A 19,229-nucleotide genomic window follows, 5' to 3' on the forward strand; every position below is an offset into this window, starting at 1 on the left:
CCGTACGCCGTTGTACGGGACGTATAGGGGTGCGTACTAGACCATAAGGGAACGGTCCGTCGGGCGGATCGGTGACGGCAGGTCACTCGCACCGGTCAGGAAGCGGTCCACGCCCCGCGCGGCGGAACGGCCCTCGGCGATCGCCCAGACGATGAGCGACTGGCCGCGACCCGCGTCACCGGCGACGAAGACGCCGGGCACGTTCGTCTGGAACTCGGCGTCACGGGCGACGTTCCCGCGCTCGTCGAGGTCAAGGGAGAACTGGTCCACCAGACCGTTCTCACGGTCCGTGCCCGTGAAGCCCATGGCGAGGGTGACCAGCTGGGCGGGGATCTTGCGCTCCGTGCCCGGCTTCGGGGTCAGCTTGCCGTCGATGAACTCCACCTCGGTGAGGTGCAGGAACTGGACGTTGCCGTCCTCGTCGCCCTCGAAGTGGGTGGTCGAGACGGAGTAGACCCGCTCGCCGCCCTCCTCGTGCGCGGAGGTCACCTTGTAGAGCATGGGGAAGGTCGGCCACGGCTGGTTGGCGCTGCGGTCCTCGCCCGGACGCGGCATGATCTCCAGCTGCGTGACCGAGGCCGCGCCCTGGCGGTGGGCGGTGCCCACGCAGTCCGCGCCGGTGTCGCCGCCGCCGATGACGACGACGTGCTTGCCCTCGGCCGAGACCGGGGTGGTGACGTAGTCGCCCTCCTGGACCTTGTTGGCCAGGGGCAGGTACTCCATCGCCTGGTAGACGCCCTTGAGCTCACGGCCGGGGACCGGGAGGTCGCGTGCCATCGTGGCGCCCGCGGCGATGACCACCGCGTCGTACCGCTTGCGCAGCTTGACCGCGTCTATGTCACGGCCGATCTCCACGCCCGTACGGAACTTGGTGCCCTCCGCGCGCATCTGCTCGATGCGGCGGTTGATGTGGCGCTTCTCCATCTTGAACTCGGGGATGCCGTAGCGCAGGAGGCCGCCGATGCGGTCGGCGCGCTCGTACACGGCGACCGTGTGACCGGCCCGCGTCAGCTGCTGGGCGGCGGCGAGGCCCGCCGGGCCCGAGCCGATGACCGCGACGGTCTTGCCGGAGAGCCGGTCGGGCGCCTGGGGCAGCACGTCGCCGGTGTCCCACGCCTTGTCGATGATGGAGACCTCGACGTTCTTGATCGTGACGGCCGGCTGGTTGATGCCGAGCACGCACGCCGACTCACAGGGCGCCGGGCACAGGCGCCCGGTGAACTCCGGGAAGTTGTTCGTGGCGTGCAGCCGCTCGGAGGCGGCCGACCAGTCCTCGCGGTACGCGAAGTCGTTCCACTCCGGGATCAGGTTGCCCAGCGGACAGCCCTGGTGGCAGAACGGGATACCGCAGTCCATGCAGCGCGACGCCTGCTTGGAGATGATCGGGAGGAGGGAGCCGGGAACGTAGACCTCGTTCCAGTCCCGGACGCGCTCGCCGACCGGGCGGGTCTGCGCGACCTCGCGGCCATGGTTCAAAAAGCCCTTGGGATCAGCCATTGGTCGCCGCCTCCATCATCTTCTCGGTGATCTCGGTCTCGGAGAGACCGGCTCGCTCGGCGGCGTCCTTGGCGGCGAGCACTGCCTTGTACGTGCTGGGGATGATCCTGCTGAAGCGCTCCACGGCGGAGTCCCACTCGGCGAGCAGCTTCTCGGCGACGGTCGAGCCCGTCTCCTCCTGGTGGCGGCGCACGACGTCGTGCAGCCACTTCTTGTCGGAGTCGTCCAGGGCCTCGACGGCGCCCAGGTTACCGGCGTTGACGTTGTCCCGGTCGAGGTCGATGACGTACGCGATGCCGCCCGACATGCCGGCCGCGAAGTTGCGGCCCGTCTCGCCGAGGACCACCGCGTGGCCACCGGTCATGTACTCGCAGCCGTGGTCGCCCACGCCCTCGGACACGACGGTCGCACCGGAGTTGCGGACGCAGAACCGCTCGCCCGTGCGGCCGCGGAGGAACAGCTCACCGCCGGTCGCGCCGTACGCGATGGTGTTGCCCGCGATCGTCGAGTACTCGGCGAGGTGGTCGGCGCCGCGGTCCGGGCGGACGATGATCCGGCCGCCGGAGAGGCCCTTGCCGACGTAGTCGTTGGCGTCGCCCTCCAGGCGCAGGGTCACGCCGCGCGGCACGAACGCGCCGAACGACTGGCCCGCCGAGCCGGTGAAGGTGATGTCGATGGTGTCGTCGGGCAGGCCCGCGCCACCGAACTTCTTCGTCACCTCGTGGCCGAGCATGGTGCCGACCGTGCGGTTGATGTTGCGGATCGCGACCTGCGCGCGGACCGGCTGGGCGTCACTCGCGCCGGAGGCGGAGAGCGCGTCGGCGGCGAGCTTGATCAGCTCGTTGTCGAGCGCCTTCTCCAGGCCGTGGTCCTGGACCGCGATCTGGTGGCGCACGGCGCCGCCGGGCAGCGACGGCACGTGGAAGAGCGGCTCCAGGTCGAGGCCCTGCGCCTTCCAGTGCTTGACGGCGCGCTCGGTGTCGAGGAGCTCGGCGTGGCCGACGGCCTCCTCGATGGTGCGGAAGCCGAGCTCGGCGAGGATCTCGCGGACCTCTTCGGCGATGAACTCGAAGAAGTTGACGATGTACTCGGCCTTGCCGGAGAACCGCTCGCGCAGCGCCGGGTTCTGCGTGGCGATACCGACCGGGCAGGTGTCCAGGTGGCAGACGCGCATCATGACGCAGCCGGAGACGACGAGCGGCGCGGTCGCGAAACCGAACTCCTCGGCACCGAGCAGCGCGGCGATGACGACGTCACGGCCGGTCTTGAGCTGACCGTCCGTCTGGACCACGATGCGGTCACGCAGGCCGTTGAGCAGCAGCGTCTGCTGGGTCTCGGCGAGGCCGAGCTCCCAGGGACCGCCCGCGTGCTTGAGCGAGGTGAGCGGCGATGCGCCCGTGCCGCCGTCGTGGCCGGAGATGAGGACGACGTCCGCGTGCGCCTTGGAGACACCCGCGGCGACCGTGCCGACGCCGACCTCGGAGACCAGCTTCACGTGAATCCGCGCCTGCGGGTTCGCGTTCTTCAGGTCGTGGATCAGCTGGGCCAGGTCCTCGATGGAGTAGATGTCGTGGTGCGGCGGCGGGGAGATCAGGCCCACGCCCGGCGTCGAGTGCCGCGTCTTGGCGACCCACGGGTAGACCTTGTGGCCGGGCAGCTGGCCGCCCTCGCCGGGCTTGGCGCCCTGCGCCATCTTGATCTGGATGTCGTCCGCGTTGACCAGGTACTCCGAGGTCACACCGAAGCGGCCGGAGGCGACCTGCTTGATGGACGAGCGGCGCGCCGGGTCGTACAGGCGGTCCGGGTCCTCGCCGCCCTCACCGGTGTTGGACTTGCCGCCCAGCTGGTTCATGGCGATGGCGAGGGTCTCGTGCGCCTCGCGGGAGATCGAGCCGTACGACATGGCGCCGGTCGAGAACCGCTTGACGATGTCGGCGGCCGACTCGACCTCGTCGAGGGGGATCGAGGGGCGGTCCGACTTCAGGTTGAACAGGCCGCGCAGCGTCATGAGGCGCTCGGACTGCTCGTTCACGCGGTCCGTGTACTTCTTGAAGATGTCGTAGCGGCGGTTGCGCGTGGAGTGCTGCAGGCGGAAGACCGTCTCCGGGTCGAAGAGGTGCGGCTCGCCCTCGCGGCGCCACTGGTACTCGCCGCCTATGTCGAGCGCGCGGTGCGCGGAGGAGACGCCCGAACCCGGGTACGCCTTGGCGTGCCGGGCGGCGACCTCCTGCGCGACGACGTCGATGCCGACCCCGCCGATCTTGGACGTCGTACCGACGAAGTACTTCGCGACGAAGTCCTCCTGGAGGCCGACGGCCTCGAAGACCTGCGCGCCGCGGTAGGAGGCGACGGTCGAGATGCCCATCTTGGACATGACCTTCAGGACGCCCTTGCCGAGCGCGTAGATCAGGTTCCGGATGGCCGTCTCGGCGCCGCCCTCTTCGTCGGCCTCGAGGAACGTGCCGGCGCGGACGAGGTCCTCGACGGACTCCATCGCGAGGTACGGGTTGACGGCCGCGGCGCCGTAGCCGATGAGGAGGGCCACGTGGTGGACCTCGCGGACGTCGCCCGCCTCGACGAGCAGACCCACCTGGGTGCGCTGCTTCGTGCGGATGAGGTGGTGGTGGACGGCCGCGGTGAGCAGGAGCGAGGGGATCGGCGCGTGCTCGGCGTCGGAGTGCCGGTCGGAGAGCACGATCAGGCGGGCGCCGGCCTCTATGGCGGCGTCGGCCTCGGCGCAGATCTCCTCGATGCGGGCGGCGAGGGCGTCGCCGCCGCCGCTGACGCGGTAGAGACCGGAGAGGGTCGCGGCCGTCATGCCGGGCATGTCGCCGTCGGCGTTGATGTGGATGAGCTTGGCGAGCTCGTCGTTGTCGATCACCGGGAAGGGCAGCGTGACGCTGCGGCACGTCGCGGCGGTCGGCTCCAGGATGTTGCCCTGCGGGCCGAGCGAGGAGTGCAGCGAGGTGACGAGCTCTTCACGGATGGCGTCCAGGGGCGGGTTCGTGACCTGCGCGAACAGCTGCGTGAAGTAGTCGAAGATCAGCCGCGGGCGCTCGGAGAGTGCCGCGATGGGGGTGTCCGTGCCCATGGAGCCGAGCGGCTCGCCGCCGGTCTTGGCCATCGGCGCGAGGATGATGCGCAGCTCTTCCTCGGTGTAGCCGAAGGTCTGCTGGCGGCGCGTGACGGAGGCGTGCGTGTGCACGATGTGCTCGCGCTCGGGCAGGTCGGAGAGCTCGATCTCGCCGGCTTCCAGCCACTCCTGGTACGGGTTCTCGGCGGCGAGGGCGGCCTTGATCTCGTCGTCCTCGACGATGCGGTGCTCGGCGGTGTCGACGAGGAACATCTTGCCGGGCTGCAGGCGGCCCTTGCGGACGACCTTGGCGGGGTCGATGTCCAGGACGCCGACCTCGGAGCCGAGGACGACGAGGCCGTCGTCGGTGACCCAGTAGCGGCCGGGGCGCAGACCGTTGCGGTCGAGAACGGCGCCGACCTGGGTGCCGTCGGTGAAGGTGACACAGGCCGGACCGTCCCAGGGCTCCATCATCGTGGAGTGGTACTGGTAGAAGGCGCGGCGGGCGGGGTCCATCGAGCGATGGTTCTCCCACGCCTCGGGGATCATCATCAGGACCGAGTGCGGAAGCGAACGGCCGCCGAGGTGGAGAAGTTCGAGCACCTCGTCGAAGGACGCGGAGTCGGAGGCGTCCGGCGTACAGATCGGGAAGACGCGATCGAGCTTCTCGGTGCTGTGCTCGCCGGCCGAGGCGAACAGACCGGAGGCGAGCTGCGACTCACGTGCCCGCATCCAGTTCCGGTTGCCCTTGACCGTGTTGATCTCGCCGTTGTGCGCGACGAAGCGGTAGGGGTGTGCGAGCGGCCAGCTCGGGAACGTGTTCGTGGAGAAGCGCGAGTGGACGAGCGCGACGGCCGTGGCGAAACGGCGGTCCGACAGGTCGGGGAAGAACGGCTCCAGCTGGCCGGTGGTCAGCATGCCCTTGTAGACGATGGTCCGGGCGGAGAGCGAGGGGAAGTACGTCCCGGCCTCACGCTCGGCGCGCTTGCGCAGGACGAAGGCCTTGCGGTCGAGCGCCACGCCGGTGCTCTCGCCGTCGGCCACGAAGATCTGCCGGAAGACCGGCATCGTCGAGCGGGCGGTGGACCCGAGCAGCTCGGGGGCGACGGGGACGTCGCGCCAGCCGAGGACCGTCAGGCCCTCCTCCGAGGCAATCGTCTCGATCTGTGAGACGGCGCCGTCGGTGGTGCCCGCGGTGTCGACGGGCAGGAAGGCGATGCCGACGGCGTACGCACCGGCATCGGGGAGCGCGAAGCCGGCGACCTCGCGCAGGAACGCGTCCGGCACCTGAAGCAGGATTCCGGCGCCGTCACCGGAGTCGGGCTCGGAGCCGGTGGCACCACGGTGTTCGAGATTGCGCAGTACGGTCAGCGCCTGTTCGACAAGCTCATGGCTGGCTACACCGGTGAGGGTGGCCACGAACCCGACACCACAGGCGTCGTGCTCGTTACGGGGGTCGTACATGCCCTGGGGGGCGGGGCGACCGTCCATGGGCGACCAGGCGTGCGTACGCATTGGCTCTCCCGTCGTCGTCGTGGCATAGGCAAAAAGGCGAGGGACGACGTTGGCCCAGGCAAAATTTCGTGCAGGTTACATGATGGAACGCTTCTCGAAAAGCGGATAGCTCATTCCACCATGTGGACACCGCCCAGAGGCGTGGGGAGCGGTGTGGGGCCTCCGCGGACAGATCGATGACCGTAGGCCCGAGCGCGGCACAGGCCTCATTGCCCGCAGCGCTTACGGCTCATGCCCGGTGGTTAAGGATTCGAAACCGCCGAGTAACGGCTAGTTATGCAGGGCCCCGCATAGGACTGCAAGGGTTCATCCTACGGCGGTACCGAACAAGCTGCCCAGGGCGTAGGTCACACCCGCCGCCGCCCCGCCGAGCGCGAGCTGCCGCAGACCGCTGAACCACCAGGAGCGCGCGGTCACCTTCGCCACGACGGCTCCGCAGGCGAAGAGGCCGATCAGCGCGAGCAGCAGCGCGGGCCAGAACGTGTCGGCGCCGAGCAGATACGGCAGCACGGGGAGCAGGGCGCCGAGCGCGAAGGCGCCGAAGGAGGAGACCGCGGCGACGAGCGGCGAGGGCAGATCGCCGGGGTCGATGCCCAGCTCCTCGCGCGCGTGGATCTCCAGGGCCTGCTCGGGGTCCTTGGACAGCTGCTTGGCGACCTCACGGGCGAGGCCCGGCTCGACGCCACGCGACGCGTACAGCTCGGCGAGCTCCCGCTCCTCGTCCGCCGGGTGCTTGCGCAACTCCCGCCGCTCCACGTCGAGTTCGGCCTGGACGAGCTCTCGCTGCGAGGCGACGGAGGTGTACTCACCGGCCGCCATGGAAAAGGCGCCCGCGGCGAGACCGACGAGCCCCGTCACGACGATGGTCTGCTGCGAGACGGCTCCGCCGGCGACACCGGTCATCAGGGCCAGGTTGGACACCAGGCCGTCCATCGCGCCGAAGACGGCGGGGCGCAGCCAGCCGCCGTTGACGTCGCGGTGGGTGTGGTTGTCGCGGTGTGCCTCGTGCAGTGCCGCTTCGGTCTCGATGATCGCCATGGTGGGCCCCCTCAGTGCTTGGACGATCTCGAAAGTACGCGCGAAAAATCGCTCTCGCCAGCAAGGAAGGCCGTACTTACCTGCGCTTGCGCGCAGGTGAACGGGGGTTCCTCGAACCGGTGAGCGCATGCGTCGGAGGGGTGATGTCAGGGGCGCGGATGCTCGCCTCGGGGGCGCCGCGTGGCAGGGATACCCGCAACGTCTTCGCACCATGGAGGCACGGCATGACGAGCTCGACCGGTGTGACAGGAGCGATCGGCCTGGGAGAGCGGGCGCGCGGCGCCCTTCTCGGCCTCGCGGTCGGCGACGCGCTGGGCGCGCCCGCCGAGAACATGAAGCCGTCGGAGATCCGCCGCCGTTGGGGACGCATCACCGGGTACGTCGCCGAGCATCCCGCCGGCACGGACGACACCGAGTACGCGATCTTCTCCGGGCTCCTCCTGGCCCGGCACGGCTCCGCCCTCACCGTCGCGCATGTCGAGGCGGCCTGGCACGAGTGGATCGCGGACCTCGACGAAGGGCCTTTCCGGGGCGCGGGCTTCAGCGAGCGGGGCACGCTGGAGAACCTGCGGCGGGGGCTCGCGGCGCCGATCTCCGCCCAGCACCGGCACGCCTGGAGCGACGGCCTCGCGATGCGGGCCGCCCCGTTCGGGGTCTTCGCCGCGGGGCACCCCGCCGAAGCGGCCCGGCTCGTGGCGATCGACGGCTCCGTCAGCCATGACGGCGAGGGCATCTACGGCGGGCAGGCCGTGGCCGCGGGGGTCGCGGCGGCGATGGGCGGCGAGCCGGTGGACTCCGTGGTGGCCGCGGCCCTGTCCGTCATCCCGGAGGACTGCTGGACGTCCCGCTCGCTGCGACGGGCGGTGGCGGTGGCCCACCGGGGCGAGCGCGCGGTCCGCTCCGCGGTGGTGATCGGCGGCTACCCCTGGACCGACCTCGCCCCCGAGGCGGTGGGGCTCGCCTTCGGGGCGTACGCGGCTGCCGCCGGGGAGTTCTCCGGTGCGGTGCTCACCGCCGTGAACATGGGGCGGGACGCGGATACGACTGCCGCGGTGGCGGGGGCGTTGGCCGGGGCGTTCTGCGGGGCCTCGGCGATTCCCCCGGCGTGGGGGGCGGCGATCGGCCCTGTGCGGGGCAGCTGTCTCCCCTCGATGCGGGGGCATCACGTGCTGGACGTGGCGGAGTTGCTTGTCTCTGACCTGGGGGTCTCATGACGGAGGACAAGCCCGCCGCTTCGCGGCGGATTTCTCCCACCCACCCACCCGTTTACCCCGCAGCAGTCTCCGCCGCGAAGATCGAGGGGCTGCTGCTCGGCCTCGCCGCGGGCGACGCCGCCGGTTGGCCCGCCGCCAGGCACCGCGCCGCCCGCATGCCCGAGTGGACCCGCAGGCTGACCCGCGAACTGGACACCTTCGCCGAGCAGAACGCCACCACCACACTCCCCGTCCCCATCGCGCTCAACCAGCCCCCGGAACCCCTCCGCCTCGGCCCCTCCGACGACGCCGAATGGGCCGCCTTCGCCGCCGAGTCACTGCTCCGCGCGGCGGACGGGACGCTCGACCCCCGGCTGTCCCCGGACCGCCGGGTCCGCGCGGCGCTCGACCTCGCCTGGAACACCCTCGCCAGCGAGATCGCCGCCGCTTCGGCCCGCGCCCCCGAGGTCGAGTCGGCCGTACTCCCCCTGCGCGCCCGCATCTCCGTACGCGCGGGCCTCGGCAACCTCGCCACCGGCCTGCGCCCGCCCGCCACCGGCCACGACAACCCCCACTTCTTCGACGACGCCGCCTGCGTACGCGCCTGCGTCCTCGCCCTCGTCCACCCCGGCGCGCCCGAACAGGCCGCCGCCCTGGCCGAGTTCGACGCCCGCTACTCCCAGGACGGCGACGGCGTGCACGGCGCCCGCGCCATGGCCGCCGCCATCGCCGCGGCACTCGGCGGCGCGGACGTCGACGCCACCGTGGACGCCGCTCTCGCCCAGCTCCCGGAGCACACCGAGATCGGCCGCAACGCCTGGCACGCCGTCAAGCTCGCCCGCAGCCAGCCCGATGACGGCGCGTTCGGTCTCGTCCCGCTCCTGGAGCACCAGATCGTCGACCACGTCTACAGCTACGGCATCGCCGCCGCCGAGACCGTCCCGGTCGCCCTCGCCCTGACCACCGCGGCCCGCGGCCGCATCCGTGACGCGGTCCCTGCCGCCGCCTGCCTCTCCCGCGTCGCCGACTCCGCCCCCGCCCTGGCCGGCGCCCTGACCGGGGTACTCGGCACCGCCACCGCCATCCCCGAGTCCTGGCGCGACGCCTGCCGCACCCTCTCCGGCTGCGCGCTCCCCCGCCTCGCGGGCACCGACCTGGTGGAACTCGCCGGGCACATCGCAGCCACGGAACTGACCATCCCGGGAGGACAATTCCGACATGACGTCACCAACGCCCCGAACACTCCGGACCCCGGCCACTGAGCTGCACCCCACCGACCTGCCCCTGTCCGAGCGGATCACCGCCTGCCTGGTCGGTGCGGCAGTGGGCGACGCCCTCGGCGGCCCCGTCGAGGGGTACTCCCCCGAACAGATCGTCGAACGGCACGGCGGCCGCGTCCACGGCATCGTCGGCCCCTGGAACGGCGACCAGTGGCGCACCGCCCGCCCCGTCGCGCCGTACCACAAGGGCGACGGGCACGTCACCGACGACACCTTGATGACGCACGCGCTCATCCGCGTGTACGCCGCCGTCCGCGACCACTTGGACGCCTACGCGGTCGCCGACCACCTGGTCCCCGACCTCATGACGCACCCGCGCTGGATCCCGGAACTCGAGACGGAGGCCATCCCCCTGCACCGCCTGTTCCTCGCCGAGAAGTGGATCGTCGCCCGCATCCACTACGGGCACGTCGACCCACGCGAGGCGGGCACGGGAAACATCGTCAACTGCGGCGCCGCGATGTACATGGCCCCGGTCGGCCTGGTCAACGCGGCGAACCCGGCGGGTGCGTACGCCGAGGCCCTCGATGTCGCGGGCGCCCATCAGTCCTCGTACGGACGCGAGGCAGCCGCGGTCTTCGCGGCGGCGGTGGCGGCGGCCTGCGCGCCCGGCGCGACCCCGACCTCAGTGATCGACACCGCGCTCTCCCTCGCGAAGGACGGCACGCGGGCCGCGATCGAATCGGCGGTCGAAGTCGCCGCCCACCACACGGACTTCGAGTCGGCACTCGTCCCCCTCCGCACCGCCGTCACCCCCTTCGACACGGTCGGCCCGGACTACCGCGCCCCCTCGCTCGGGGCCCGCCGCCCCTCCCGCCTGCACGCCATCGAGGAACTCCCCGTCGCACTCGGCATGCTCCTGGTGGGCGACGCCGACTACCGCCACACGGTGCTCGGCTCGGTCAACTACGGCCGTGACTGCGACTCCATCGCCACCATGAGCGGCGCGCTCGCCGGCGCGCTCGGCTCGGAGGCACCGGCCGAGTGGTCGAAGACGGTCGCGGAGGCGAGCCGCCTGGACCTGCACGCCCCCGCGGCGACGCTCGCGGAGGTCACCCAGGAGATCTTCACCCGCGACGTACGCCGCCGCCGAGCCCACGAGTCGGCGTACGCGGCCCTGACGGCCACCCCATGATCCGCCTCACCTGGGTCCAGCCGGAGGACTTGATCGGCCACGAACTCCGCCAGTCGGAGGAGGAGGGCAAGGACGTCCGTTCCGTACGTTCTCGCTGGCTGACGGCAGGCGGCCACTTGGCCCCTGCCAGAGCAGGGGCGTCCCCCACACCACCCACACCCGAGCTACGGGCCTTCGCGGAAGAGCTACTGACCGAACTGTCGCAGCCGCCCGTGTTGTGGGCAGGCGTTCCGCAGGGCGGAGCGGCGGTTTCGGGAAGGGGCGCCCGCGCGCGGAGCGCGCTGATGGGACACAGCGGGGAAAACGAAGCCCTCCGCCCCCGCCTCCACGCCGCCTGGCTAGGCAGAGCCGCAGGCTGCCTCCTGGGCAAACCGGTGGAGAAACTCCCCCTCACCGCCATCCGCAGCCTCGCCAAAGCAACAGGCAACTGGCCCCTCACCACCTGGTTCACGGAGAAAGGCCTCCCCCCGGAGCTAAAAGAAGCCCACCCCTGGAACAAACGCTCCGCCCCAACCTCCCTCGCCGAGAACATCGACGGCATGCCCGAGGACGACGACCTCAACTACCCCCTCCTCAACCTCCGTCTCCTCCAACGCCACGGCAGGAACTTCACCACCACGGACGTGGCGAAGCTCTGGCTGGACGAGCTCCCCGCGGCCCGCACCTTCACCGCCGAACGCGTCGCCTACCGCAACCTCCTCAACGGCATCGAGCCCCCGCACACCGCCACCCACCACAACCCGTTCCGCGAGTGGATCGGCGCCCTGATCCGCGCCGACGTCCACGGCTGGACCAACGCGGGCGCACCCGAGGCCGCCGCCGACCAGGCCCGCCGCGACGCCACCCTCACGCACACCGCCAACGGCGTGTACGGCGCGATGTTCGCCGCGGCCACCATCGCCGAGGCGGCGGCAGGCACCGGAGACGTCCACCACTGCCTGCGCACGGGCCTCACCGTCGTACCGCAGGACTCACGCCTGTCCCGCGCGATCCGCCACGGCATCCAACTGGCCCGCGACACACGACACTTCGACCACGTCGTGGACACCCTGCACGCCACCCACGCCCACCTCCACTGGGTCCACGTCATCCCCAACGCCGCCCTCCTGGCCGCCGCCCTCACCCACGCCGACGGCGACTTCACCGGCTCCATCACGCGCGCGGTGTCCGGCGGCTGGGACACCGACTCCAACGGCGCCACCGCGGGCTCGATCGCGGGCCTGCTCGCGGGCCACCCGGACGCGCTCCCGGACCGCTGGACCGCCCCGCTCAAGAACCGCCTGGCCAGCTCCGTCCACGGCTTCGACGGCATCGGTTTCGACACCCTCGCCGACCTCACCACCGAACTCGCCCACGAGACCCAGGAGAGGCCCCACCCATGACCCACATCGCCGTGCTCGGCAGCACGAACATGGACCTCGTCGCGTACGTCGCCAAGGCACCGCAGCGCGGGGAGACCGTCACCGGGCGCGAGTTCCGCACGCTGCCCGGCGGCAAGGGCGCCAACCAGGCCGTCGCCGCGGCCCGCGCGGGCGCCGACGCCGTGTCGATGATCGGCGCGGTCGGCGCCGACGCGTTCGGCACCCAGCTGCGCAGCGCGCTCGAACACTCCGGCGTCGACACCGACCTGCTGCGCACCGTGGACACCGCGGCCACCGGCACCGCGCACATCGTGGTCGACGACGAGGGCGGCAACGCGATCGTCGTCATCCCCGGCGCCAACGCCACGCTCACCGCGCTCGCCCCCGGTGACGAGGGCCTGATCACCTCCGCCGACACCCTCCTGCTCCAGCTGGAGATCCCCGTGGAGGGGGTGCTCGCCGCCGCGCGGGCCGCCCGCAGGCACGGCGTGCGCACCATCCTCACCCCGGCACCCGCCCAGCCCCTGCCCCCCGAACTCCTGGACTCCATCGACCTGTTGGTGCCGAACGAATACGAGGTCGCCACCCTCACCGGACTGACCGATCCGCACGACGCCGCCCGTTCGCTCCTCTCCCAGGTCCCCGAGGTCGTCGTCACGCTCGGTTCGCGCGGCAGCCTGTACGCGGCCAGGGGCGCCGAGCCGGTCATGGTCGAGGCCCCGCACGTCACCGCCGTGGACACGACCGGCGCGGGCGACACCTTCGTCGGCACCCTCGCGGTGGCGCTCGCCGAGGGCGGCTCCGTGCGGGATGCGCTCACCTGGGCGTCGTCGGCCGCCGCGCTCTCCGTCCAGCGCCCGGGGGCGTCGTCGTCCATGCCGTTCCGTGCCGAGATCGACACCCAGGCGAACGGCACCGCCTCATGACCGCGCCCCTCGCCGGGCTCCGCGTCCTCGACCTGGCGACGCTCTTCGCGGGCCCCCTCGCCGCCACGATGCTCGGCGACTTCGGCGCGGAGGTCATCAAGGTCGAGCACCCGCGCAAGCCCGACCCGTCCCGTGGGCACGGCCCGTCAAAGGACGGCGTCGGTCTCTGGTGGAAGATCCTGGGCCGCAACAAGCGCACGATGACCCTCGACCTCTCCACGCCCGGCGGCCGCGCGACCCTTCTGCGCCTTGCCGCCACCGCGGACGTGGTCGTCGAGAACTTCCGTCCGGGAACCCTGGAGAAGTGGGACCTGGGCTGGGAGGAGCTGAGCGCGGCCAACCCCCGCCTCGTCCTGACCCGCGTCACGGGCTTCGGCCAGTTCGGCCCGTACTCCCGCCGCCCCGGCTTCGGCACCCTCGCCGAGGCGATGAGCGGTTTCGCCGCGATCACCGGCGAGCCCGACGGGCCGCCGACCCTGCCGCCCTTCGGCCTCGCCGACTCGATCGCGGGCCTCGCGACGGCGTACGCGGTGATGACGGCACTCGCGGCCCGCGACCGTACGGGCAAGGGCCAGGTGGTCGACATGGCGATCATCGAGCCGATCCTCACGGTCCTCGGCCCGCAGCCGCTCTGGTACGACCAGCTCGGCCACGTACAGGCCCGCACCGGCAACCGCTCCACCAACAACGCGCCCCGCAACACCTACCGCACGGCGGACGGCCGTTGGGTCGCCGTCTCCACCTCCGCCCAGTCGATCGCGGAGCGCGTGATGCGCCTGGTGGGCCGCCCGGAACTGATCGCCGAACCCTGGTTCGCGACGGGAGCGGACCGCGCGGCCCACGCGGACGAGCTCGACGGTGCGGTCGGCGGCTGGATCGCCCTGCACACCCGCGACGAGGTGATCGAGGCCTTCGAGAAGGCGGAGGCCGCGGTCGCCCCCATCCAGGACGTACGCGACGTGATGACCGATCCCCAGTACGCGGCCCTGGACACCGTCACCACGGTCGACGACCCGGAGCTCGGCCCGCTGCGCATGCAGAACGTCCTCTTCCGCCTCTCCGAGACCCCCGGCTCGATCGGCTGGGCGGGCCGCCCGCACGGAGCGGACACCGAGGCTGTCCTGACCGAACTGGGCCTGACGGAAGGGGAGATCGCCGGGCTGCGCAAGGAGGGCGCCCTGTGAGAGGAGCGGCGAGGGACACGGCGCGGGGCACCCCCCTGACCTGGCTCTACGCACCGGGAGACCGGCCCTCCGTCGTGGCGAAGGCGCTGCTCGCGGGCGCCGACGTCGTCATCGTCGACCTGGAGGACGCGGTCGCCCCCGACCGCAAGGAGTACGCGCGGGCGGCGACGGCCGAGCTGCTCTCCGAGCCTCCCGCCGTCCCGGTCCACGTCCGCGTGAACGCCCTGGACGGCCCGCTCGCCGAGGCCGACCTCCGCGCGCTCGCGCACCTGCCCGGCGTCTCCGGTCTCCGCCTGCCGAAGGTGACCTGCCCCGCCGACGTCGTGCGCGTCGCCGAGCGGTCGGCTCCGGCGGACGGCGGCGCCCCCGCCCTGCACGCCCTGATCGAGTCGGCCGTCGGCCTGGAGCACGCCTTCGCCATCGCCACCGCGCACCCGGCCCTGCACGGCCTCTCCCTCGGCGAGGCCGACCTCCGCGCGGACCTGGGAGTACGCGAGGAGGCGGGCCTCGACTGGCCTCGCTCGCGCGTGGTGGTGGCCGCCAGGGCCGCGGGCCTCGCACCGCCCGCGCAGTCGGTGTACGCCGACATCCGTGACATCCAGGGCCTGGCGGCGTCCTGCGCGCACGGCCGTGCCCTGGGGTTCCTCGGCCGCGCCGCGATCCATCCCCGCCAGCTCCCGGCCATCGAACGCGCCTACCTCCCCACCCCAGAGGAGATCGACCACGCCGAGCAGATCGTCAAGGCGTCGACGACGGAGGCGGGCGCCCTGGCGCTGCCGGACGGCACGTTCGTGGACAAGGCCGTGGTGGACGGGGCGCGGCGGGTCCTGGACCTGGCTCGGCGGCGGCCGTAGGCGTTCATGCGGACGGGCCGCCGGATCAGTGATCAGGCGGCCCCGTCGACGTACGAGAGAGGAAAGCCTCGTCAGCCCTTCTTGGCGGACTCGGCTCCGGCTCCGTCCTTGTCCCCGTCTTCGGCCTTGCCCTTGTCCTCGTCCTCGTCCTCGTCCACGGCCTTGTCGGTGTCCGTGACCGTGTCCTCGGTCTTGGGCGACGCGTCGTCCGAGGCCACCTCGTCCTCGGGCACGGGCTCGACGATCTCCTCGCGGCCGGGGCGCTTCTTCGCGGAGAGCACGAAGTACACGACGGCGAGCACGAACACCGCGATGGCGGTCCAGACGTTCAGCCGCAGGCCGAGCACGTGGTGTGCGTCGTCGACGCGCATGTACTCGATCCAGCCGCGCCCGGCGCAGTACGAGGCGACGTACAGGGCGAACGCCCGGCCGTGGCCCAGCTTGAAGCGGCGGTCGGCCCAGATGACCAGGAAGCCGACGCCGATGCACCAGAGGGATTCGTAGAGGAACGTCGGGTGGTACGTGCCGGGGACCCGGCCGTCCTCCGCCGACGTGATCTTCAGGGCCCACGGCAGATCCGTGGCCTTGCCGTACAGCTCCTGGTTGAACCAGTTGCCCCAGCGGCCGATCGCCTGGGCGAAGGCGATGCCGGGGGCGAGGGCGTCGGCCCAGGCCGGCAGCGGGATGCCGCGCCGGCGACAGCCGATCCAGGCACCGACCGCGCCGAACGCGATCGCGCCCCAGATACCGAGGCCGCCCTCCCAGATCTTGAAGGCGTCCACCCAGTCACGGCCCTCGCTGAAGTACAGCTGGTAGTCCGTGATCACGTGGTAGAGACGCCCGCCGACGAGGCCGAAGGGCACGGCCCAGACGGAGATGTCGGCCACGGTGCCTGGGCGGCCCCCGCGAGCGATCCACCGTTTGTTGCCGAGCCAGACGGCGACGAAGACGCCGATGATGATGCAGAACGCGTAGGCGCGCAGCGGAATGGGTCCGAGATCGACCACTCCGCGTGACGGGCTGGGAATGAAGGCAAGGTCCATGGCAGGTCCGACGCTACCGTGCCGGGTGGTGCCCGGGGCAACCAGCCCGGCTACGTCTCCATAACAGGACCGGCGGGCGGGGCCCCGGAAGAGCCCCGCGCCGGGAGGCGGTCAGCCCCTGTTGGCTTCCTCGACCTTCGCCTTCAGCTTCGCCGGGGTCAGCGGGTTCTTCTGGTCGCCGAAGATGTTCTTGCCGTCGAGCAGCACGCTGGGCGTGCCCTGCAGGCCCGCTTCCTGGAAGGCCTTGTTCGACTTCTGGGCCCAGCTGTCGTGCTTGCCGTCGTCCACGCACTTCTTGAAGGTGTCGTTCACGAGGCCGTCCACCTTGCCCGCGAGCTCGATCAGCTTGCTGTTCTTGCTGAACGCGTCGTCCGTCTCCGGCGGTTGGTTCGTGAACAGCACGTCGTGGTACGGGGTGAACTTCCCGGCGTCCTGGGCGCAGGCGGCCGCGTTGGCCGCGCGCAGGGAGCCGCTGCCGCCCATGTTCCCGTCGATGATCGTCGCCAGGTGGTACTCGACCTTGAGCTGGCCCTTGTCGGTGAGTTCGTGGATGGTCTTGCGGTACATGTCCTCGAACTGCTTGCAGGCGGGGCAGCGGAAGTCCTCCCAGATGGTGAGGGTGGACTTGGCGCTGTCCTTGCCGACGGGGATCGCGAGCTGATTCTCGCCGACCGCCCCCTTGGGGACCGACAGCGGACCCGAAGTGTCCTTGTCGTCACCTGAGTTGGCGGCGACCAGACCCGCCACGGCGGCGAGCGCGAGGACGCCCACGACGGCGGCACTCACGATCAACACCCTGCGCTGCTTGTCCCGCGACTTCTGCCGCTCTCGCTCTTCCGCCAGCCGGTCGCGGGCCGCGCGCTTTCCCTCACGGTTCTTCTCGCTCACACCCCGCCAACGAACCGGGGAGGCACGAGCGTGCCTCCCCGGTCCCAGGTCCACCCGTACGAGTTACGCGTTGCCGCGAACTCCTTGGGCGAGGTCACGGGCGAGCGCACGGACGGCGTCCAGTCCGGCGGCTCTGTCGTTGGCGTTCTCGGCGTCCAGCATCCGCTGCACGAAGGCCGACCCGACGATCACGCCGTCGGCGAAGCCGGCGACCTCTGCCGCCTGGTCGGCGTTGGAGACCCCGAGGCCGACGCAGACCGGCAGCTCGGTGGTGGCCTTGGTGCGCCGCACCAGTTCCTGCGCCTGCTCGCCCACGGAGGCGCGGGTGCCGGTGACGCCCATCAGCGACGCCGCGTAGACGAAGCCCGAGCCGGCCGCCGTGATGGTGGCGAGCCGCTCGTCCTTGCTGCTCGGCGCGACGACGAAGACCGTGGCGAGTCCGTGCTTCTCGGCGTGCTCCCTCCACAGGCCCGACTCCTGGACGGGCAGGTCGGGCAGGATGCAGCCCGCGCCGCCCGCGTCGGCGAGCTCGGCGGTGAAGCGCTCGACGCCGTAGCGGTCGATCGGATTCCAGTACGTCATGACCAGCACCGGCTTGCCCGTGGCCTCGTGGGCCTCGCGCACCGTGCGCATCACGTCGGCGATCTTCAGGCCCGCCTTGAGCGCGATGTCGTCGGCGGTCTGGATGACGGGACCGTCGAGGACCGGGTCGCTGTGCGGGAGGCCGACCTCCACGACGTCGGCGCCACCGTCGAAGACGGCCTTGATGGCCGCGATGCCGCCGTCCACGGTCGGGAATCCGGCCGGGAGGTAGGCGATGAGGGCGGAGCGCCCCTCGGCCTTGGCGGCCGCGAGGGTGTCGTCCAGCAGTTGGATGTTGCCGCTCACTTGGCGTCCCCCTCGATCTCCGCGGCGCCGTCGCCCGCGTCCGCCTCGACGGCGGCGTCCGTGTCGTACAGGCCGAAGTAGCGGGCGGCCGTGTCCATGTCCTTGTCGCCGCGCCCGGACAGGTTGATGATGATCAGCCCGTCCTTGCCGAGCTCCTTGCCCACCTCAAGGGCCCCGGCGAGCGCGTGGGCGCTCTCGATGGCCGGGATGATGCCCTCGGTGCGCGACAGGAGACGCAGCGCCTGCATGGCCGCGTCGTCGGTGACCGCGCGGTACTCGCCGCGTCCGCTGTCCTTGAGGTAGGCGTGCTCGGGGCCGATGCCCGGGTAGTCGAGTCCGGCGGAGATCGAGTAGGGCTCGGTGATCTGCCCTTCCTCATCCTGGAGGACGTACGACCTGGAGCCGTGCAGGATGCCCGGCTCCCCGGCGGTCAGCGTGGCCGCGTGCTCGCCGGTCTCGACGCCGTGGCCCGCGGGCTCGCACCCGATGAGCCGGACACCGGCGTCCGGGATGAAGGCGTGGAAGAGGCCGATGGCGTTCGAGCCGCCGCCCACGCACGCGACGGCGGCGTCGGGAAGACGGCCCGCGCGCTCGATGATCTGGCGCCGCGCCTCCACCCCGATGACGCGGTGGAAGTCACGCACCATGGCGGGGAAGGGGTGCGGACCCGCCACGGTCCCGAAGAGGTAGTGAGTGCGGTCGACGTTGGCGACCCAGTCGCGGAACGCCTCGTTGATGGCGTCCTTCAGGGTGCGGCTGCCGGACTTCACGGCGATGACCTCGGCGCCGAGCATGCGCATGCGGGCCACGTTCAGGGCCTGGCGCTCGGTGTCGATCTCGCCCATGTAGATGGTGCACTCGAGGCCGAAGAGGGCGCAGGCGGTGGCCGTCGCCACGCCGTGCTGGCCCGCGCCGGTCTCCGCGATGACGCGGGTCTTGCCCATGCGCTTGGTGAGCAGGGCCTGGCCGAGCACGTTGTTGATCTTGTGCGAGCCGGTGTGGTTCAGGTCCTCGCGCTTGAGGAAGACGCGGGCGCCGCCGGCGTGCTCGGCGAACCGGGGCACCTCGGTGAGGCTGCTCGGGCGGCCGGTGTAGTTGACCAGGAGGTCGTCGAGCTCGCGGGCGAACTCGGGGTCGTTCTTGGCCTTGTCGTACTCGACGGCGACTTCATCGACGGCGGCGACGAGGGCCTCCGGGATGAACTTGCCGCCGAAGGCGCCGAAGTAGCCTTCGGCGCTGGGGACTTGACCCTCCGGGTCCGGGATGAAGAACTGGCTGGGCATGCGAAACCTCGCTAAGGCTGGCGTTGGCATCGGGCATGAGTGTGCCTTGGCGCCGTTGCTGTTCAGGGATT

At 71.4% G+C, this 19,229-nt stretch carries 14 protein-coding genes; 7 read left to right on the top strand and 7 right to left on the bottom strand.

What is annotated here, in order from left to right:
- Nucleotides 1-36: 36 nt before the first annotated feature.
- The 3 genes from AB0M70_RS24155 to AB0M70_RS24165 all read right to left on the bottom strand — a co-directional run bounded on the left by AB0M70_RS24155 (nt 37) and on the right by AB0M70_RS24165 (nt 7,123).
- Nucleotides 37-1,497, bottom strand: a complete 1,461-nt coding sequence (locus AB0M70_RS24155) for a glutamate synthase subunit beta (protein ID WP_365822600.1) — start codon at nt 1,495-1,497, stop codon at nt 37-39.
- The gene (gltB, locus tag AB0M70_RS24160; protein ID WP_365822602.1) at nt 1,490-6,085 is read right to left on the bottom strand and encodes a glutamate synthase large subunit; all 4,596 of its coding nucleotides are present in this window, start codon (nt 6,083-6,085) and stop codon (nt 1,490-1,492) included. Before gltB ends, AB0M70_RS24155 begins: the two co-directional genes overlap by 8 nt.
- A gap of 306 nt (nt 6,086-6,391) precedes the next feature.
- Nucleotides 6,392-7,123, bottom strand: coding sequence for a VIT1/CCC1 transporter family protein (locus AB0M70_RS24165; RefSeq protein WP_365822604.1), 732 nt, complete (start codon nt 7,121-7,123; stop codon nt 6,392-6,394).
- Between the two features lie 224 nt (nt 7,124-7,347).
- Between AB0M70_RS24165 and AB0M70_RS24170 the strand changes: the two genes are divergently transcribed.
- From AB0M70_RS24170 to AB0M70_RS24200, 7 genes are read left to right on the top strand one after another with little or no spacing between them, the layout of a single operon-like run.
- Nucleotides 7,348-8,337, top strand: coding sequence for an ADP-ribosylglycohydrolase family protein (locus AB0M70_RS24170; protein WP_365822606.1), 990 nt, complete (start codon nt 7,348-7,350; stop codon nt 8,335-8,337).
- Nucleotides 8,334-9,578 carry an ADP-ribosylglycohydrolase family protein gene (locus AB0M70_RS24175; RefSeq protein ID WP_365822608.1) on the top strand — a complete coding sequence of 415 codons (1,245 nt, stop codon included), beginning with the start codon at nt 8,334-8,336 and terminating at the stop codon, nt 9,576-9,578. Before AB0M70_RS24170 ends, AB0M70_RS24175 begins: the two co-directional genes overlap by 4 nt.
- The gene (locus AB0M70_RS24180) at nt 9,535-10,731 is read left to right on the top strand and encodes an ADP-ribosylglycohydrolase family protein (RefSeq protein WP_365822610.1); all 1,197 of its coding nucleotides are present in this window, start codon (nt 9,535-9,537) and stop codon (nt 10,729-10,731) included. The genes AB0M70_RS24175 and AB0M70_RS24180 overlap by 44 nt, the downstream gene beginning before the upstream one ends.
- A complete protein-coding gene (locus tag AB0M70_RS24185) occupies nt 10,728-12,113 on the top strand; it encodes an ADP-ribosylglycohydrolase family protein (RefSeq protein WP_365822612.1) in 1,386 nt (461 codons plus the stop codon). The genes AB0M70_RS24180 and AB0M70_RS24185 overlap by 4 nt, the downstream gene beginning before the upstream one ends.
- Nucleotides 12,110-13,018, top strand: a complete 909-nt coding sequence (gene rbsK / locus AB0M70_RS24190) for a ribokinase (protein WP_365822614.1) — start codon at nt 12,110-12,112, stop codon at nt 13,016-13,018. The genes AB0M70_RS24185 and rbsK overlap by 4 nt, the downstream gene beginning before the upstream one ends.
- On the top strand, nt 13,015-14,202 hold the full coding sequence (locus AB0M70_RS24195) for a CoA transferase (RefSeq protein WP_365822616.1): 1,188 nt from the start codon (nt 13,015-13,017) through the stop codon (nt 14,200-14,202). The genes rbsK and AB0M70_RS24195 overlap by 4 nt, the downstream gene beginning before the upstream one ends.
- Nucleotides 14,199-15,056: a CoA ester lyase gene (locus AB0M70_RS24200; RefSeq protein WP_365822618.1), complete on the top strand. Its 858-nt coding sequence runs from the start codon at nt 14,199-14,201 to the stop codon at nt 15,054-15,056. The genes AB0M70_RS24195 and AB0M70_RS24200 overlap by 4 nt, the downstream gene beginning before the upstream one ends.
- Before the next feature lie 71 nt (nt 15,057-15,127).
- Here AB0M70_RS24200 and lgt read toward each other — a convergent pair whose 3' ends face one another.
- The 4 genes from lgt to trpB form a co-directional block, all read right to left on the bottom strand.
- The gene (lgt, locus tag AB0M70_RS24205) at nt 15,128-16,099 is read right to left on the bottom strand and encodes a prolipoprotein diacylglyceryl transferase (protein ID WP_365822620.1); all 972 of its coding nucleotides are present in this window, start codon (nt 16,097-16,099) and stop codon (nt 15,128-15,130) included.
- Between the two features lie 111 nt (nt 16,100-16,210).
- The gene (locus AB0M70_RS24210; RefSeq protein ID WP_365822622.1) at nt 16,211-16,987 is read right to left on the bottom strand and encodes a thioredoxin domain-containing protein; all 777 of its coding nucleotides are present in this window, start codon (nt 16,985-16,987) and stop codon (nt 16,211-16,213) included.
- A gap of 63 nt (nt 16,988-17,050) precedes the next feature.
- Nucleotides 17,051-17,875 carry a tryptophan synthase subunit alpha gene (trpA, locus tag AB0M70_RS24215; protein WP_365822624.1) on the bottom strand — a complete coding sequence of 275 codons (825 nt, stop codon included), beginning with the start codon at nt 17,873-17,875 and terminating at the stop codon, nt 17,051-17,053.
- Nucleotides 17,872-19,158 carry a tryptophan synthase subunit beta gene (trpB, locus tag AB0M70_RS24220; RefSeq protein WP_365822626.1) on the bottom strand — a complete coding sequence of 429 codons (1,287 nt, stop codon included), beginning with the start codon at nt 19,156-19,158 and terminating at the stop codon, nt 17,872-17,874. Before trpB ends, trpA begins: the two co-directional genes overlap by 4 nt.
- Nucleotides 19,159-19,229: the final 71 nt, after the last annotated feature.

It is taken from the genome of Streptomyces sp. NPDC051214 (assembly GCF_040682375.1).
Classification (GTDB): domain Bacteria; phylum Actinomycetota; class Actinomycetes; order Streptomycetales; family Streptomycetaceae; genus Streptomyces.

Coding starts and splice junctions, on each gene's coding strand:
- AB0M70_RS24155 (WP_365822600.1), bottom strand. CDS start 1,497: ATGGCTGATCCCAAGGGCTTTTTGAACCATGGCCGCGAGGTCGCGCAG.
- gltB (WP_365822602.1), bottom strand. CDS start 6,085: ATGCGTACGCACGCCTGGTCGCCCATGGACGGTCGCCCCGCCCCCCAG.
- AB0M70_RS24165 (WP_365822604.1), bottom strand. CDS start 7,123: ATGGCGATCATCGAGACCGAAGCGGCACTGCACGAGGCACACCGCGAC.
- AB0M70_RS24170 (WP_365822606.1), top strand. CDS start 7,348: ATGACGAGCTCGACCGGTGTGACAGGAGCGATCGGCCTGGGAGAGCGG.
- AB0M70_RS24175 (WP_365822608.1), top strand. CDS start 8,334: ATGACGGAGGACAAGCCCGCCGCTTCGCGGCGGATTTCTCCCACCCAC.
- AB0M70_RS24180 (WP_365822610.1), top strand. CDS start 9,535: ATGACGTCACCAACGCCCCGAACACTCCGGACCCCGGCCACTGAGCTG.
- AB0M70_RS24185 (WP_365822612.1), top strand. CDS start 10,728: ATGATCCGCCTCACCTGGGTCCAGCCGGAGGACTTGATCGGCCACGAA.
- rbsK (WP_365822614.1), top strand. CDS start 12,110: ATGACCCACATCGCCGTGCTCGGCAGCACGAACATGGACCTCGTCGCG.
- AB0M70_RS24195 (WP_365822616.1), top strand. CDS start 13,015: ATGACCGCGCCCCTCGCCGGGCTCCGCGTCCTCGACCTGGCGACGCTC.
- lgt (WP_365822620.1), bottom strand. CDS start 16,099: ATGGACCTTGCCTTCATTCCCAGCCCGTCACGCGGAGTGGTCGATCTC.
- trpB (WP_365822626.1), bottom strand. CDS start 19,158: ATGCCCAGCCAGTTCTTCATCCCGGACCCGGAGGGTCAAGTCCCCAGC.